Raw genomic sequence first — 15,591 nt, 5'->3', positions numbered from 1 at the left:
GATACCCTTCTCAGATGCATTTGCCTTTAGACGTTCTTGAACTTGTCCCGATTGTCTTTGTCCTGTTTGCGCCTCTCGTCTATGCGCTCATGCGCGCACGCAACGCGACACGAGATGACTTCATCTTTAATTCTGGACGCACCGGGTTGCTTGCGACCATCGCCGGAATCGTGTGTGGAAACATCGGTGCAGGCACGTTTGTAGCGCTGCTGTTATTCTCGGACGCAAGCCCGATACTCGGCGTATCCCTTGCGTTTGCGTATGCACTCGGACTCGCAATCTGTGGCGCCATTGCTCCACTCGTTCACCGCCAATCGCAGCATTTTGGCGTTCACGGGCTTGTCGATTTGATCGTCGCAACGCACCGGGTTCGTCATCCGCTAGCAGTGTGGATTCCGATCGCTTTCGTCTTCCTGTTGCGCACGGCGGTGCAGCTTTTGGCGCTGGCCGCCATTTTATCGGCGATTATGCCCGTTTCGAGCTTGGGCGCGCTGCTTCTGGCGAGCGCTTTCACTGGGATTTATACCGCCATTGGCGGGTATCGTGTCGCAACGGAAACGGATGTCTTTCAGGCTGCCATCATCCTCCTAGGGGTAGGAGTGCTCACGCTCACAAATGCCGGCGGTGCACCTCACATCGAAAACCCCTTCGACCTGGGTCCCTATAAATTTCCGCTGCTTGTGGGTGTTTGGCTTTTCATTCCAGTCAGTGCCGTCCTTGCGATCGACAATTGGCAAAGAATGGCCACGGCCAGAGCCCCGGAGGTCGCGCGGAGAGCATTTCTGCTTGCCGCGCCGCTGTGCCTGTTCTGCTACCTGGGTATCGTCTGGTTGGGCCTCAAAGGCCATGCCGGTGAAGAGGTTCTCACAGTGCTGCGTGAAACCATGCCGGCTCATTGGGCCTGGTTAGCCGATGTCATGCTCATAGCGGTTCTTATGTCGACGATGGACACATTCGTCATGCCGTTGCTTACCAGTCTGGAGCGGACACGCTATACGTTGAGGCAGCTCCAGTTGATGGTGCTGATGTTGTTTGTCCTGCTTACTGTTGTCGCGTACGCGCTTGGGCCTCTCCTCAACTCCATTATCGCAGCTTTCAGCTCACTCGTCGTGTTCCTGCCTGCTGTTCTTGCCGCATTGCTTTTGCGGAATCTGCGCTCTGCATCGGCAACTCTATCATTGAATCTTGGCGTGGTGGTCAGTTTTGTCCTAGTCGGCATCGATTTGAATTATACTGCTTTTCTAGGTTTTGGAGTTGCGCTTGTGGCATATGGTGTTGCCTGGATATGGCCGCTCCGCAAAGACAGTCGGCCACCGGCAGATCTCGAGAGTTCATTCAGCGCCGATAGCCGATAAAAGAGGCTTTGCGTAATGCGCGGTCAACCGGCCACGCCCTTGCCCTGAATAGCCTCTGCTGGTCTGGAACCGGCCAAACCCAGAACGCTGACTATGTCAGTCACTAAATTGAGCTCGGTCAGGATTTTGTAGGCTCGCTCTTTACCATCCCTGACTTCGCCGAACACATTTCCGATCTCGAAACGGCGGGCCATCGAACCAATCCGTATGGCTATCAGTAATTGGCTCTCGTGAAAGGCCAATGCCACACCGCGCTTGTTGTTGAAACGTTGGGTGAGCTCAAGAATCTGCTCCATGAAACGTGGCGTGAGCAAATACCGGGCTTCGAGTTGATCGGTGGAGAAGACCTCAAAGCGCTCCTCGAATTGCGAGCTTTCAAGTCGCACCCGCTCCCCCGCCTGACGCAAACGCTCGATTGCGTTACCGATCCAGTCGGTATCCGCGACCACGCAGGTCTCGCCCTTGAACGGTTTCGAGAAGCTGTAGGCAAGCATGATGGTGCGCCATTTGGCGTCCTTCCTGGAGAGCTTGCCCTCGCACAGCTCGAAATCCACGTCTCCTACGCGGCCGCGTATACGGTCTTCCAATTTGGCGCCTGTAAAGCGTGGGAGAAGCGGATGGAAGCGAGCCAGCGGAAAATCGAAGCCACCAAGTTTGTAGTCAAAACCCAGATAGGAGCAGACGCCTCCTGTCAAAACCCGCTTATACTCGTTGGTAAGGCCCTGATATAGAACTCCCGCCCCCAGCAAGCCGCCGAACCCCAGGGCAAAGGCGGCCAACGCGCCCGGATGGTTGGTCATGCCCACCAACGCAAGGGCAGCGATTGCACAGAATCCGATTGTGCCGAGAGCGGCAAGGCCAACCACTATCCGCATTCGGATAGTCCGACGCCGGTTCGCGCGTGCAAGCGCGGGCTCGATTTCAGACACGTAATAGCTGTTGAAATCCTGATCGGTGGCGGTCATCGGTGAGGAGATGTTCATGGGGTCCCGGCTTCGTCACAGAGTTTCAGACGCCGGCTGGCAGATGACAGCGGCTTCCCAGACAGTTTCCCAGTCGAGAATCCCCCGCCTCTCCCAAATGGTAGAGCCGCAGACCTGCTGGTTTCCGCGAGCTTGTCTGACGGCATCGCGCGGAATAGGTTTTTCCGAACAGAAGGGGTGGCCGATGCGATATCCGCATCCTTGCAGACAGTTCGCGTTTTGCGCCTTTCTCGGGCTGTTTCTGCTGCGGGTTTCTTTTGTGAATGCTGAAGAAGCATCAGGTGAAACCGATAAGGCCAGACTGGTCGCCTCGATCTGTCAACTGGTGGAGGTCAATGCCCGAGAAAATTTGCTGGATCCTGCGTTCCTGGCGCGGCTTCTCTGGAAGGAGAGCCGTTTCAACCCCAATGCTGTTAGTCCGAAGGGGGCTGAAGGCGTGGCGCAGTTCATGCCGGGCACGGCAGCTCTGCGCGGTCTGGATGATGCGTTCGACATCGAGAAGGCTATTCCTGCCTCGGCCATGTATCTGGCTGAGTTGGAGAAAAAGTTTGGAAATCTCGGCCTCGCAGCTGCGGCATACAATGCCGGTGAAGGGCGTGTGTCCCGCTGGCTTGAGAAAGGCGGGTTCTTGCCGCTGGAAACCGAAAACTACGTTATGGCGATATTGGGCGCCCCGGCTGATACCTTTTCCAATCGTGAGGTTGTCATCGACGTCGAACCTCTTCACCCTGAAAAGTCTTTTGAGGCGGCTTGCCGCGAGCTACCTGTCTCGGCGCGAGCCGTCATTGCCATGAACAGCGCTCATACACAGCCTTGGGGTGTGCAGGTTGCAGGACATTTTCGCCGTGATGTGGCGATCAGGTTGTGGCAGATGGTGCTGCGCCGTCATGCGACGGTTCTCAGAGGTTATGAGCCGGTCATCACGAGAGTGCGATCCTCGCGAGGGTCACGTGGCATTTATGCCGTACGTATTGGTGCGGACAGCCGCGCCGAAGCAATCAAGGTCTGTAGTCGGTTCCGCAGTGGGGGCCTGCCGTGCGTGGTATTGCGGAACAAATAGATTATTGAAAAGCAATCCGAAGGGTGGCTTAGGTACAGGCGGAATAGAAAAAAGGCCCGGATTATTGCCGGGCCTTTTTTAAAATTGTTTTGGTGAGTATTAGCTGTTGTTCGAAGCTGTGCGGCTCACGAGTTCCGGATGACCATCCGCGCCAACCACATAGATCTCGACGTAATCATTTCCGTTCGAAGTAAATTGGTGCTTAAGAACTGAGCCAACCGGGGTCTTGCTGAGAGATTCCTGGGAAGGACCATCAAAATTGATGCTCCCCTTGATTGGCTCAATTGCAAATGCGGGAGCTGCGATGAAAGAAGAAATAACGAGGGCGGAAAGAACAGTTTTCATTTTTAAATACTCCTAATAGCTTTCAACAAGCCATCCAAATTCCCGTTAGGGAAACATGTTTTACTTTCAGCATGGGGTCATCCCCTGCTGGTTCCTCATCTAGGGAGTGGTTGTTCGTTTTGTCAGATCGCAATTTTGAAACAGAGCGTTCACAAATCTTGGAATGTTACGTTCTGGGTTTGCGTGGATGTGCGCGCTCGAGATCCACGGCAGCGGTCATCAAATGCGATGGCGCTGTTGTAGAACACCGAATGAATGGACATTCGTATTGACACCAAAACATATGTTCAATAAGCCTCGGGTCGAGGAAACGTCCATCTGGGAGAGTGGTCAGAAATGTCTGCCAATGTTGCGCTTACCGGTCTTGCCCGGGATCTCGAGGATCGGGCCAAGTCCGGCAAGCCGATTCGTATCGGTCTTGTGGGCTCTGGCGAAATGGGCACCGATATCGTCACCCGCGTGGCTCACATGCCGGGTATCGAAATCGGAGCCATCTCGGAGCTGAATCTGCCTGCGGCAAGCCGTGCCGTGGATATCGCTTATCAGGAAGAAGGCCACGCGAAGGAGGTGGACAGCCAGTCTGCCATGACGTCGGCGATGGAAGGCGGAAAGGTCGCTGTGACCAATGACGCCGATCTTCTGCTGGAAAATGACCTGATCGACGTCGTTATCGACGCGACGGGTGTGCCTGCGGTTGGAGCCGAGATCGGTCTCAAGGCCATGGAGCACGGCAAGCATCTTGTCATGATGAATGTCGAGGCGGACGTCACGATCGGTGCCTATCTGAAGAGCGAGGCAGATCGTCTGGGTGTGACCTATTCGCTTGGCGCCGGTGATGAACCGTCATCCTGTATGGAACTGATCGAGTTCGTGTCAGCCATGGGGCATCCCATCGTCGCTGCCGGCAAGGGCAAGAACAATCCGCTCAACATCGATGCTATCCCCGACGACTACGCCGAGGAAGCTGCGCGCCGCAATATGAATGTGCGCATGTTGGTCGAATTCGTTGACGGTTCGAAGACCATGGTGGAAATGGCGGCTATCGCCAACGCCACCGGTCTCGTGCCGGACAAGCCGGGAATGCATGGCCCCAAGGCGACGCTCGATCAACTTTCTTCCGTGCTGGTGCCGGAAAAGGATGGTGGCGTTCTCTCGCGTGTCGGTGTGGTGGACTACTCCATCGGCAAGGGTGTCGCGCCCGGCGTTTTCGTCGTTGCCGACATGTCGCATCCGCGTATTTCGGAGCGCATGGAAGATCTGAAGATGGGCAAGGGGCCTTACTTCACTTTTCACCGCCCCTATCACCTGACCTCGCTCGAGGTGCCGCTCACCTGCGCCCGCGTTGTCCTGTACGGCAAGGCTGACATGGTGCCTCTGGACAAACCGGTCGCTGAAGTCTGCGCCGTGGCCAAGAAGGACATGCAGCCGGGCGACACGCTCGATGCGATCGGAGAATATTGCTACCGCGCGTGGGTCATGACGGTTCCGGAAGCTCGCGCCTCCAAGGCGATTCCCTGCGGTCTGCTTCAGGGCGGCACGGTCACCAAGCCCATCAAGAAGGGTGAGCTCATCACGTCTGAGAACGCTGCGCCGCCGGCCGGCTCCAAGATTGCCGAGCTGCGGGCGCGCCAGGACAAGCTCGTTTACGGCTAGATCACGCCCTGCGTCCCTTGGGACGCTCAAAAGGACGATCCGTTTTACTGAAGGAGCGTCGGAACAACCGAAAGCCTACGTCCACTTTTTCGGTCCGATGCTCTAGATAGGAGCAAGAATATGTCGGCCACTGCCAAGAAGGGTGCCGCGAAAAATGATGGCGCCAACCAGCCTTTCATTTACAGGCATTATGATCAGGAAAAGTTGCGCGATGCGCTGCGCAAAATGTATCTGATCCGCCAGTTCGAGGAAGGCGCGGAAGAAAGCTATATGCGCGGCCTGATCCACGGCACGATGCATCTGTCGATCGGGCAGGAAGCCAGTGCCGTTGGTATCTGCCTCGGTCTTTCCGATGAAGACCAGATCACCTCCACGCACCGTGGCCATGGTCACTGCATTGCCAAGGGTGCGGATGTCTCGCGCATGTTTGCCGAGTTCTTCGGCAAGACCACGGGCTATTGCCGTGGTCGTGGCGGCTCCATGCACATCGCTGATGTGTCGACGGGCAATCTCGGTGCGAACGGCATTGTCGGCGGTGGCCTGCCGATTGCCGTGGGTGCTGCGCTCACCGCCAAGAAGATGAAGACCGGCAATGTTGTGGTCTGCTTCTTCGGAGACGGTGCAAACAACGAAGGCGCGTTTCATGAGGCGCTCAACATGGCGGCCATCTGGAAGCTCCCGGTGGTCTTCGTGTGCGAGAACAATGGCTACGGCATGTCGACTTCCGTCGCCCGCGCAACGGCGGTTCCCAACATCGCAGACCGTGCTTCCGCCTATGCGATGCCTGGTGTGATCGTCGACGGCAACGTCGTCTCGGATGTGGCCGAAGCCATGCACGAGGCGACCGAGCGCGCGCGCAATGGCGAGGGACCGACGCTCATCGAGTGCAAGACCTACCGTTATCGTGGCCATTCCAAGAGCGATCGCAACCGCTATCGCACCAAGGAAGAGATCGAGGAGTGGATGACCGAGCGCGATCCGATCGAGGCTTTCGAGTCGCAGCTGATGGAATTCGGTGTCATTGACCAGAAAGGTATCGAGGACATCCGCGAATCGGTTCGCAAGGAGATCGAGGCCGGCATTGAGTTTGCCAAGGAAAGCCCGATGCCTGAAGTCGCCAATCTTGAGAAATACGTCTACACGGAGCAGGCCTGATGGACGCGCAAGTCGAGACAGCAACGCGTGAACTGAGCTACGCGCAGGCCATCCAGGAAGCCATGGCGATTGCCATGGAGCGCGATGAACGTGTGTTCCTGATGGGTGAAGACATTGGCGTTTATGGCGGCGCGTTCCAGGTCACCGGTGATCTGGTGGAACGCTTCGGAACCGACCGCGTGATGGACACGCCGATCTCGGAACTCGGCGGCGCAGGTGTTGCGGTGGGTGCCGCTGTCACCGGCATGCGGCCTATCTTCGAATTCCAGTTCTCCGATTTCGCAACGCTCGCCATGGAGCAGATCGTCAACCAGGCGGCAAAGATGCGCTACATGCTGGGCGGTGCCGTTTCGGTGCCGGTCGTCATGCGCTTTCCGGCCGGTTCCGGCACGGGTGCAGCCGCGCAGCACAGCCAGAGCCTTGAGGCGTGGCTTGGTCATGTTCCCGGCCTGAAGGTCATCCAGCCGGCAACCCCGCATGATGTGAAGGGCATGCTGCTTGCGGCCATTGAGGATCCCGATCCGGTGATGATCTACGAGCACAAGCTCCTCTATAAAATGAAGGGCGAGGTGCCGGAAGGCTATTACACCGTGCCGATCGGCAAGGCCGAGGTCCGGCGCGAGGGCGCCGATCTCACGATTGTCGCTACATCGATCATGGTGCACAAGGCGCTGGATGCCGCAAAGCAGCTCGCCGAAGAGGGCATTGACGTCGAGGTGATCGACCTGCGCACGATCCGCCCGATGGATCGCCAGACGATCATCGAGAGCGTGTGCAAGACCTCCCGCCTGATGTGCGTCTATGAGGGCGTGAAGACGCTCGGCGTCGGTGCGGAAATCTCCGCGATGATCGCTGAGAGCGAGGCCTTCGACTATCTCGATGCACCGGTTGTTCGTCTGGGCGGCGCGGAGACGCCGATCCCTTACAATCCCGAACTGGAGAAGGCGACGGTCCCGCAGGTCGACGGCATCGTGAAGGCCGCCCGCGATCTCGTCACGGGAGCACGCTGACATGGCCGTTGAAGTCATCCTGCCCAAGGTCGACATGGACATGGCAACCGGCCGCATTTCCTCCTGGCATGTGGAGGAAGGTGCGACCGTGAAGAAGGGCGATCTCCTGTTCGAGATCGAGACCGACAAGGCGGCCATGGAGATCGATTCTCCTGCCGCCGGCATCGTTCGCAACATCACCGGTAAAGAAGGCATCGACATCGCTGTTGGTGAGGTTGTTGCCTGGATTTATGACGAAGGCGAGGCTGTGGCCGATGCGCCGGCTGCCGCACCGGCAGAAGCCGTGGCCGAGGAACCTGCAAAGGCTGAAGCGCCGGCTCCCGTCGAGGCTGCCGCGCCTGTCGCGCCCGCAGCCGAAGACACTGCCTCTTCCGCAGGCGTTCGCGCCTCCCCGCTTGCCCGCCGTCTGGCGAAGGAAGCCGGGCTCGATCTTTCGGCCATTTCGGGCTCCGGTCCGAAGGGGCGGATCGTCAAGGCGGATGTGGAAGCGGCTGGACAGGATGGTGGCGCGAAAGCCGCCGATGCAGCACCTGCTGCAGCGCCCGCCGCCCCGGCCATGTCCGACGATCAGGTCATGAAACTGTTCGAGGAAGGCTCCTACGAGCTGATCCCGCATGACAGCATGCGCAAGACCATCGCGCGCCGTCTGGTCGAGGCGAAATCCACCGTCCCGCATTTCTACCTGACGCTCGACTGCGAGATCGACGCGCTTCTGGCGTTGCGCAAGCAGTTGAACGAAGCCGCGCCGATGGTGAAGGGTGAGGATGGCGAGAAGCCGGCTTACAAGCTTTCGGTCAACGACATGGTCATCAAGGCCCACGCCAAAGCGCTTGCCATGGTGCCGGAGGCGAATGTCTCCTGGACCGAGAGCGCCATGGTGAAGCACAAAAACGCCGATGTGGGCGTTGCCGTGTCGATCCCCGGCGGCCTGATCACGCCGATCATCCGCCGCGCCGACGAGAAGACGCTGTCTGCCATCTCCAACGAGATGAAGGATCTTGCCGCACGGGCGCGTTCGCGCAAGCTGAAGGCGGAAGAGTATCAGGGCGGCAACACGGCCGTCTCCAATCTCGGCATGTTCGGCATCAAGGACTTTGCCGCCGTCATCAACCCGCCGCATGCGACGATCCTTGCGGTGGGCGCTGGCGAGCAGCGGGCCGTGGTGAAGGATGGCGAGGTGAAGGTGGCAACGGTGATGTCGGTGACGCTGTCGACCGATCACCGCGCGGTGGATGGTGCGCTCGGCGCCGAACTCCTCGCTGCCTTCAAGAAGGTCATCGAGAACCCGCTGACGATGCTGGTGTAATAGGCATTCCCGGCTGGCTGAGGGGCTCGTTGCCGGGAAAGCAGGGGAGCGCAACGTTGTCTTCGAAGATGGCGCACGCTTTTGGGGAGTGGGGCAATTCAGATTTCCCGGATCGGTCGATGCTGGAAATCTGAAAGACAATACGCCAGAGCGGGTGGTCTTGAGCAAAAGGGTTTGAGGCTACCTGTTGCGATCTCAAACTTTGACCGCGTAACTTGGCGCTGCCTGGATCATCACGGGCAGCGCCTTTTCTTTTGATCGGGCTTTCTCACTTAAAATTCGCCAACCGACTCGTGGATGAATCCGCGTTTCACCAGTTCGGGCTCCACCTCGCTCCAGCAGGAGCAAATGGCGTGAGCACCGGCCGATCTGAGCTTCTCCGCGTGACCGTCGAATGTGTGGCTTCCGCCGGTGAAACCGATCGCGGTCATGCCGGCGGCGACCGCACCCTGAACCCCGAAGGGCGAATCCTCAATCACTACCGAAGAGGCAGGCTCGCTGCCCAGTTTCTCCGCCGCAAAAAGAAAGATGTCGGGTGCCGGCTTGCCGTTCCTGACCATCGATGTGCTGAACACATTGTCGGCGAAGAACTCGGCAAGGCCGGTCACCTCGAGGCTGAGCGCAATACGCTCCATTGACGATGACGAAGCAACGCAGCGCGCGGTTTCCAGATTGCGCAGGAACGGCAGAATGCCGCGCGTCGGTTCCAGTTCCGTTTCGAGGAGCGCTCTGGTTTCGGGCCAGATGTCGTCTGCTGCGTGCGGCGGGAAAGCGAGACCGGTCAGTTCTTCGATGCGGACGATGATATCGGCCTGTTTCATTCCAATGCACTGGGTCACCGTTTCGCGGCCAAGTGCCAGACCGTGTTTGTTGTAGACGCGTTCGTAGGCGATTGCGGCCAGTGGTTCGCTATCGACGAGGACACCGTCGCAATCGAATATGATCAGGGGCTTGCTCATGGGAACTCCGGAATTGACGTAGAGCTGGTGTGGAGAGGGGAAAGCCGGCGCCAGTATCTAGCGGACCGGGCCAGGGACGATGGAGGGCGCGTCTATCGTTTTCCGTCCGGCCTCGATGGCGGAGCGCATGGCAAGTCTCCCTTCCACGAGGTCGGGGGCGACCCAGTTGGGCTCCGCACCGAGGAAGCGGTCGAGAAAGGCGACTGCCGTGGCAGGCATCTCGCGCGTGTTTTCGCGATAAGACCACCATGTCCGCAGATCGTCGGCGCAGTGATCAAGATCGGGTGCCTCAGTGAACTCCTGCTCGAAAATGGCGGCGATCGCGCAGACGCAATAGTTTGTATAGAGAAAGCCCTCCGGCCAGAATGCCACGATCTCGGCGTTGTCGGCATCGCACGACACGGCGCTTCCGTCCACGACGGTTACAGGTGCGTGACGAATCAACTCCTTTAGAGCGAGGCCCGCCGAATAAATGATGAAATCGGCCCGATCGAGCTGGGCATAGGTTTTGTGAGCGTCGACCATCTCCACCCAGTCGAGAAAGACGCGGGTGAGCTTCTCCTCGTTCACCTCAAACTCGATACCGTAGTGTTGCGTTACGGCTTTGGCATTGCCGCGGAAGGTCGTTCGAAACCAGCGCAACTGGCGCAGCCGGTGACGCAGATCGGGCATGACGGCAAGTTCGTTCTTGAAATCCAGATCCAACGGTGAACTCCTTAGCCTGGACAATAGCATGCGGCAGGCGGGTTCCAATCAAATAAGCTGCGCATTCAGGTGGGAGGGAATATACAATTTGACATTTTAAAAAACAAATGTTCTTAGTTTCCGGATTACGGTGTTTGCAGTGCGTACGCTTGGGATGAGCGTTTCGGGAGGAATGGCCTGATGGCAATATGGCAATGGGGGCTTTTGCTCCTCGCGGTCGTATGGGCATTGCAGTCCTACGGCGTGTGGCTGCAGATGCGGCACTACTCTGAAGTCTTCAAAGGTATTACGCAGAAATACACCGACGGGTTTGTCGGAACCGGCGCCTTTCATGGGCGCTTTCTGAAGCGTGGCGCTATTGCCATCGTGGTAATCGCGCCAGATCTTTCCGTTCGTCGCATTCTGACGATGAGCGGGCGCTCCGTTTTCGCGAAGTTCAAGCGACATCAGGAGTTCGAGGGCATGTCCCTCGATCAGCTGCGGGCCGAGCCAGCGCTATTCGGTGAAGACAAGCCGGGGCTCACTGCGGCGATTACCCAAGCGGTGGCACAGATAGACCGTACGTGCGCGGGCGATGAACCGCCACTTCGGGAATCCCTGGCCGCAGCGAACGCATGACATACGGGACTGCACGCTCACCGGGGCTCAATCACCGGGGTGAGCAGAAGAGAGAGGGAGGACTATGTCTGTCATTTCACTAATGGCTCAGCATGCCGATACGGCCATGCAGGGGCTTCACTTGGCTGGTGCTGTGGCTGGTGATGCCGCACTCACCGGCAAGCTTGCCGCCAAAGCGGCAGCCAATGATCTCGTCGTGCTGGCGCAAGCTGGCAGCGACATTTCGGTCGAGGAATTCCGGCAGAAGCTGGATTCGGTCGCACAGGAAGAGCAGCTTGGTTGGCTGACAGCCGCCGGCAAATACTTCATCGGCATCTTCCAGAAGGGCGGCGAGGTTTTCGCTGGCTTCGTCACGGGGATCATCCCGACTCTGGTCGTTCTGATGACTGCGTTCTACGCAATCACCGAACTGGTCGGCGAGAAACGCGTCCATGGCCTGGCCCAGAGTGCCGGTCGCATCGCTTTGACACGCTACACCGTCTTGCCGGTGCTGGCCGTGTTCTTCCTCACCAATCCAATGGCTTACACGTTCGGTTCATTCCTGGAAGAAAAGCACAAGCCGGCATTCTATGATGCTGCAGTGTCCTATGTGCATCCGCCGCTTGGCCTGTTCCCACATATCAATCCGGGCGAATATTTCGTTTGGGGCGGCATCCTCGTCGCGCTTCTCGAGCTTGAGAGCCAGGGCGTTGTTCCCGGTGGTTACCACATCACCGTGGCCATCTGGTACGCGCTGGTCGGCCTCGTCGTCATTCTGCTCAAGGGCATGCTGACCGAGAAGATCACCGCCATCATGGCACGCCGCCAGGGCGTTGAGCTCTAGGGGAGGGGCAGGATATGGCTAAAACATACAAAGCAGTAAAGATCTCGAAAGGCTCCTCCGGCTGGGGCGGCCCGCTCGTGATCGAGCCGACGGCTCAGCGCAACAAGGTGGTCTCCGTCACCGGTGGTGGCATCCATCCGGTTGCACAGCGCATCGCGGACATGACCGGCGCCGAAGTGGTTGATGGCTTCAAGAGCCCGCCGATCGAGAGCGAGATGGCCGTGGTCGTGGTTGACTGTGGTGGCACCGCGCGCTGCGGTGTCTATCCGCGCAAACGCATTCCAACCGTCAACCTCACCCCGGTTGGGCAGGCAGGTCCGCTCGCCCAGTTCATCACCGAAGACATCTATGTGTCCGGTGTGAAGCCGGAGAACATTGAGATGGCTGACGGAAGTGCTGCCGCAACCGTTGCCGGTGGCGCCGGAAGCGGAGCGGAAGCGGGCGAAGAGGCGACGGCCTCTGCCGCAGCACCTGCGCCGACCAGCGAAGGTGGCCTCGTAGGATTGATCAGCAGTGTCGGCCGTGTCATGGGCCGCGTTGTTGGCATCTTCTTCAATGCCGGCCGTCGCACCATCGACCAGGTGGTCCGCAACGTGTTGCCCTTCATGGCCTTCGTAACCATGCTGATCGGTCTGATCCTCTACACGGGCATCGGCGATGTACTCGCCCAGCCTATGGGGCCGCTGGCTAACAACATTATCGGCCTGCTCATTATCTCGGCCATCTGCGGTCTCCCGTTCCTTTCGCCCATTCTCGGGCCGGGTGCGGTCATTGCGCAGGTGATCGGCGTGGCGATCATCGGTCCGCAGATCGCCAATGGCACGATTTCGCCCGCAATGGCGTTGCCGGCGCTGTTTGCTTACAACACGCAGGTGGGCTGTGACTTCGTGCCAGTGGGCCTCGCGCTCGGTGAAGCAAAGCCCAAGACGATCGAGATCGGCGTCCCGGCTGTGTTGATCAGCCGTCAAATCATGGGACCTGTTTCCGTGGCACTCGCCTGGGCTGTGAGTCTCGTGGTGCTATAACCATCGGAGCCGGCAGCCACCCTTCAGGTGGCTGCCGCTTCCAGAATACTAGATCGCCTTACGTCCATCTGGGCGCACAAAGGACGAACTAAACAAATTGAACGAGTATCGGAACAATCCGAAAACCGGATTCCACTTTTCGGCCCGATGCTCTAGGTTGCATGGAGTTTTCTTGAATGTCGGTGTTTCTCAAAACGCGCATAACCGCAGTCGGTCCGGAAGTTGCGGATCTTGCGGAAGGTGGTGTCCTGATTCTGTTCGCTGATGGTGCACCGGAGGAACTTGCCGAGGTTTCTGTTCTTCATGCGGTTCAGGATGGACCATCCACCGACGCGCCGGTGCCCGGCACGCGTGTCAGCGTCGGTGAGAGCGTCTCCGCCGAAATCACCGCCATGGGCGATGCTGCCTGGAACAAGGTGCGCGAGATCGGGCACGTTGTGGTGAATTTCAACGGTGCCACTGCCGTGGAGCGCCCTGGCGAGATTTGCGCATCTGTTGTAGAGCCGGACAAGCTCATCGCGGCATTGCAGGCGGATGCTGTGATCACCATCGGCGCCTGACGCCGTTACGAAATCGAAGAAAAGACACGAGACCGGTATGGAACGCTCGACCATCGTCCGAGTGCAGGATGGCCTGCACGCCCGCCCCGCCACCCGCTTTGTGCGCCTTGCCAAGGGGTTCGAGAGTGAAGTGGAGATCGTCAAGGGAGAGAAGGCAGTCAGTGCCAAGAGTTCGGTCAAGCTGATGCTGCTTGGCGTGAAGGAGAACGATGAAGTTTCCATTCGTGCCGAGGGTGCGGATGCCATAGAAGCCGTCGATGCCCTCATTGCCTATCTGGAGAACCCGCTTTCAGGAATTGAAGAGGGTGCCGGTGAGAGCACGGCGCAACAGTCTGAGCCTCAGAACGACGCTGCTCCTCGGAAAGCGACGACCGATGTCGAAGCCCCGGCGGATGAGGCTGGGCTGCATGGTGTTGCTGCCAGCGCCGGCCTTGGACTTGGTCCGGTCTTTGCACATTTTCCGCAACAGATCGTGCCTGCCAACAAAACGCTCTCAGCCGAGGAAATAGGCCCGGAGAAGAAACGCTTTGAAGATGCCGTGGAACGGCTTCAGGAAAAGCTCGATCGGTCGCTCGCCTCCGATGGCATGCAGGAAAGTGACCGCGGAATTGTCGCAGCCCTGCGTGATATAGCCTCCGATGATGCGCTGCGCGATGAGACGCTTTCCGCCATAGATGGCGGCCTCGACGCGGTTTCCGCCGTTATCGCCGCTTCGTCAAATCTGGCAGATGAGTTTCGGAAGCTGGACGATGCCTATATGGCGGCCCGTGCGGAAGACATGGATTCCATTGCGCGACAAATATGTCTGGCGTTGCTCGGGCAGGAAGACGCCCGCCTTGACGACATTCCCGAGGGTGCAATTCTGGTCGCTGAGGACATCGGTGCGTGGGATCTGGCACGTGCGCCACTCAAGCGCCTTGGTGGTGTGGTGTGCGGCCATGGCGGCGCCACCTCGCATGTGGCGATCATAGCCCGTACCCATGGTATTCCGGCGGTGCTCGGTCTTGGTGAGGCGGTGAACCAGTTGCGTGAAGCCAAGGAGGCGGCAATCGACGGCCACACGGGACAGGTTGTTGTCGATCCGGATGCGGACACTCGTGCGCGTTATGGCGAGATGATCGGTGCTGCCGCACGTGAAAGGGAAGCTCTCAAGGCTTACAAGGATGTGGTACCGCGGCGGGCGGACGGTACGGTTATTCAGGTTGCGGCCAATCTTGGTTCGCTCGAAGAGATCGAAGCCGCCCAGGAGGCTGGTGCAATGGGTGTTGGCCTGTTCCGCACCGAGCTTCTCTTCATGCGTCACATGCATCTGCCTTCCGAGGACATGCAGGCGGAAACCTATGCGGAACTCGCCCGCGCCTTTCCGGATCATCCGGTGATCGTGCGTACGCTTGATATCGGCGGTGACAAGCCGATCTCCGGCGTGGAGTTTCCGGAAGAAGAGAACCCCTTCCTTGGCTGGCGCGGCATCCGCATGTGTCTGGATAGACCGGATATCTTCAAGGTGCAGCTGCGGGCGCTTCTCCGTGCCGCCGTTCACGGGAATCTGCGAGTGATGCTGCCGATGGTGTCGGATGTTGAGGAAGTGCGCCGCACGCGCGCCCTCATCGAAGAATGCGCAGCCGAGCTGAAGGCCGATGGTGTTGCTTATGGCGACTTCCCGCTCGGCGTCATGATCGAAACGCCCGCTGCTGTCTTTGGGGCCGCAGCTCTGGCAAAGGAAGTTTCGTTCTTCTCGATCGGCACCAACGACCTCACCCAGTATGTGATGGCCGCGGATCGCCTCAATCCCTCGGTAGCCAACCTCAACGATGCCGCTCATCCGGCCGTGATGGCTGCTGTCGAGCAGGCCGCGAAGGCTGCGGTGGACGCGGGTATCGAGATCGGCATGTGTGGCGAGGCGGCCGCGCGCTCCGATCTCATTCCCGAGTTTATCCGCATGGGATTGACGGAACTCAGCATGAGCCCGGCTTCCATTCAGGCAACCAAGAAGCAGCTTTCGGAGCTTCTTGAAAAAGCGGCCTGATCGCACCT

The 15,591-nt window shown here is 58.8% G+C and carries 15 protein-coding genes; 11 read left to right on the top strand and 4 right to left on the bottom strand.

The features are described from left to right. Positions 1-14 precede the first annotated feature (14 nt). Positions 15-1,355: a sodium:solute symporter family transporter gene (locus tag KW403_RS07170; protein WP_485020654.1), complete on the top strand. Its 1,341-nt coding sequence runs from the start codon at positions 15-17 to the stop codon at positions 1,353-1,355. Positions 1,356-1,378: 23 nt separating this feature from the next. Here KW403_RS07170 and KW403_RS07165 read toward each other — a convergent pair whose 3' ends face one another. Continuing rightward, positions 1,379-2,320, bottom strand: a complete 942-nt coding sequence (locus KW403_RS07165) for a DUF3137 domain-containing protein (RefSeq protein WP_223022030.1) — start codon at positions 2,318-2,320, stop codon at positions 1,379-1,381. Between the two features lie 202 nt (positions 2,321-2,522). Between KW403_RS07165 and KW403_RS07160 the strand changes: the two genes are divergently transcribed. After that, on the top strand, positions 2,523-3,398 hold the full coding sequence (locus KW403_RS07160) for a lytic transglycosylase domain-containing protein (RefSeq protein WP_223022029.1): 876 nt from the start codon (positions 2,523-2,525) through the stop codon (positions 3,396-3,398). A 99-nt stretch (positions 3,399-3,497) separates the two neighbouring features. Here KW403_RS07160 and KW403_RS07155 read toward each other — a convergent pair whose 3' ends face one another. After that, complete coding sequence (locus KW403_RS07155) at positions 3,498-3,743, bottom strand: hypothetical protein (protein ID WP_223022028.1); 246 nt, start codon at positions 3,741-3,743, stop codon at positions 3,498-3,500. A 336-nt stretch (positions 3,744-4,079) separates the two neighbouring features. Between KW403_RS07155 and KW403_RS07150 the strand changes: the two genes are divergently transcribed. From KW403_RS07150 to KW403_RS07135, 4 genes are all read left to right on the top strand, one after another. Then, positions 4,080-5,396 (top strand): NAD(P)H-dependent oxidoreductase, encoded by a 1,317-nt coding sequence (locus KW403_RS07150; RefSeq protein ID WP_223022027.1) that lies wholly within the window; start codon positions 4,080-4,082, stop codon positions 5,394-5,396. Between the two features lie 120 nt (positions 5,397-5,516). After that, positions 5,517-6,551, top strand: a complete 1,035-nt coding sequence (locus KW403_RS07145; protein ID WP_246637915.1) for a thiamine pyrophosphate-dependent dehydrogenase E1 component subunit alpha — start codon at positions 5,517-5,519, stop codon at positions 6,549-6,551. Further along, on the top strand, positions 6,551-7,561 hold the full coding sequence (locus KW403_RS07140) for an alpha-ketoacid dehydrogenase subunit beta (RefSeq protein ID WP_223022026.1): 1,011 nt from the start codon (positions 6,551-6,553) through the stop codon (positions 7,559-7,561). Before KW403_RS07145 ends, KW403_RS07140 begins: the two co-directional genes overlap by 1 nt. Before the next feature lies 1 nt (position 7,562). After that, positions 7,563-8,867 (top strand): pyruvate dehydrogenase complex dihydrolipoamide acetyltransferase, encoded by a 1,305-nt coding sequence (locus KW403_RS07135; RefSeq protein ID WP_223022025.1) that lies wholly within the window; start codon positions 7,563-7,565, stop codon positions 8,865-8,867. A 272-nt stretch (positions 8,868-9,139) separates the two neighbouring features. Here KW403_RS07135 and KW403_RS07130 read toward each other — a convergent pair whose 3' ends face one another. Further along, positions 9,140-9,826: an HAD family hydrolase gene (locus tag KW403_RS07130; protein WP_223022024.1), complete on the bottom strand. Its 687-nt coding sequence runs from the start codon at positions 9,824-9,826 to the stop codon at positions 9,140-9,142. A 57-nt stretch (positions 9,827-9,883) separates the two neighbouring features. Further along, positions 9,884-10,531 (bottom strand): hypothetical protein, encoded by a 648-nt coding sequence (locus tag KW403_RS07125; protein WP_223022023.1) that lies wholly within the window; start codon positions 10,529-10,531, stop codon positions 9,884-9,886. 180 nt (positions 10,532-10,711) lie between these two features. Between KW403_RS07125 and KW403_RS07120 the strand changes: the two genes are divergently transcribed. The 5 genes from KW403_RS07120 to ptsP all read left to right on the top strand — a co-directional run bounded on the left by KW403_RS07120 (position 10,712) and on the right by ptsP (position 15,583). Next, complete coding sequence (locus tag KW403_RS07120; protein ID WP_223022022.1) at positions 10,712-11,149, top strand: transcriptional regulator GutM; 438 nt, start codon at positions 10,712-10,714, stop codon at positions 11,147-11,149. Positions 11,150-11,231: 82 nt separating this feature from the next. Beyond that, a complete protein-coding gene (srlA, locus tag KW403_RS07115) occupies positions 11,232-11,972 on the top strand; it encodes a PTS glucitol/sorbitol transporter subunit IIC (protein WP_378596956.1) in 741 nt (246 codons plus the stop codon). A 14-nt stretch (positions 11,973-11,986) separates the two neighbouring features. Then, the gene (gene srlE, locus KW403_RS07110; RefSeq protein WP_223022020.1) at positions 11,987-12,997 is read left to right on the top strand and encodes a PTS glucitol/sorbitol transporter subunit IIB; all 1,011 of its coding nucleotides are present in this window, start codon (positions 11,987-11,989) and stop codon (positions 12,995-12,997) included. 176 nt (positions 12,998-13,173) lie between these two features. After that, positions 13,174-13,557 (top strand): PTS glucitol/sorbitol transporter subunit IIA, encoded by a 384-nt coding sequence (locus tag KW403_RS07105; RefSeq protein ID WP_223022019.1) that lies wholly within the window; start codon positions 13,174-13,176, stop codon positions 13,555-13,557. Positions 13,558-13,594: 37 nt separating this feature from the next. Beyond that, positions 13,595-15,583: a phosphoenolpyruvate--protein phosphotransferase gene (gene ptsP, locus KW403_RS07100; protein ID WP_223022018.1), complete on the top strand. Its 1,989-nt coding sequence runs from the start codon at positions 13,595-13,597 to the stop codon at positions 15,581-15,583. The last annotated feature ends 8 nt before the right edge of the window (positions 15,584-15,591 follow it).

It is taken from the genome of Nitratireductor kimnyeongensis (genome assembly GCF_019891395.1).
GTDB classification, from domain to species: domain Bacteria; phylum Pseudomonadota; class Alphaproteobacteria; order Rhizobiales; family Rhizobiaceae; genus Nitratireductor; species Nitratireductor kimnyeongensis.
This window is presented reverse-complemented; position numbering and strand designations above follow the sequence as displayed.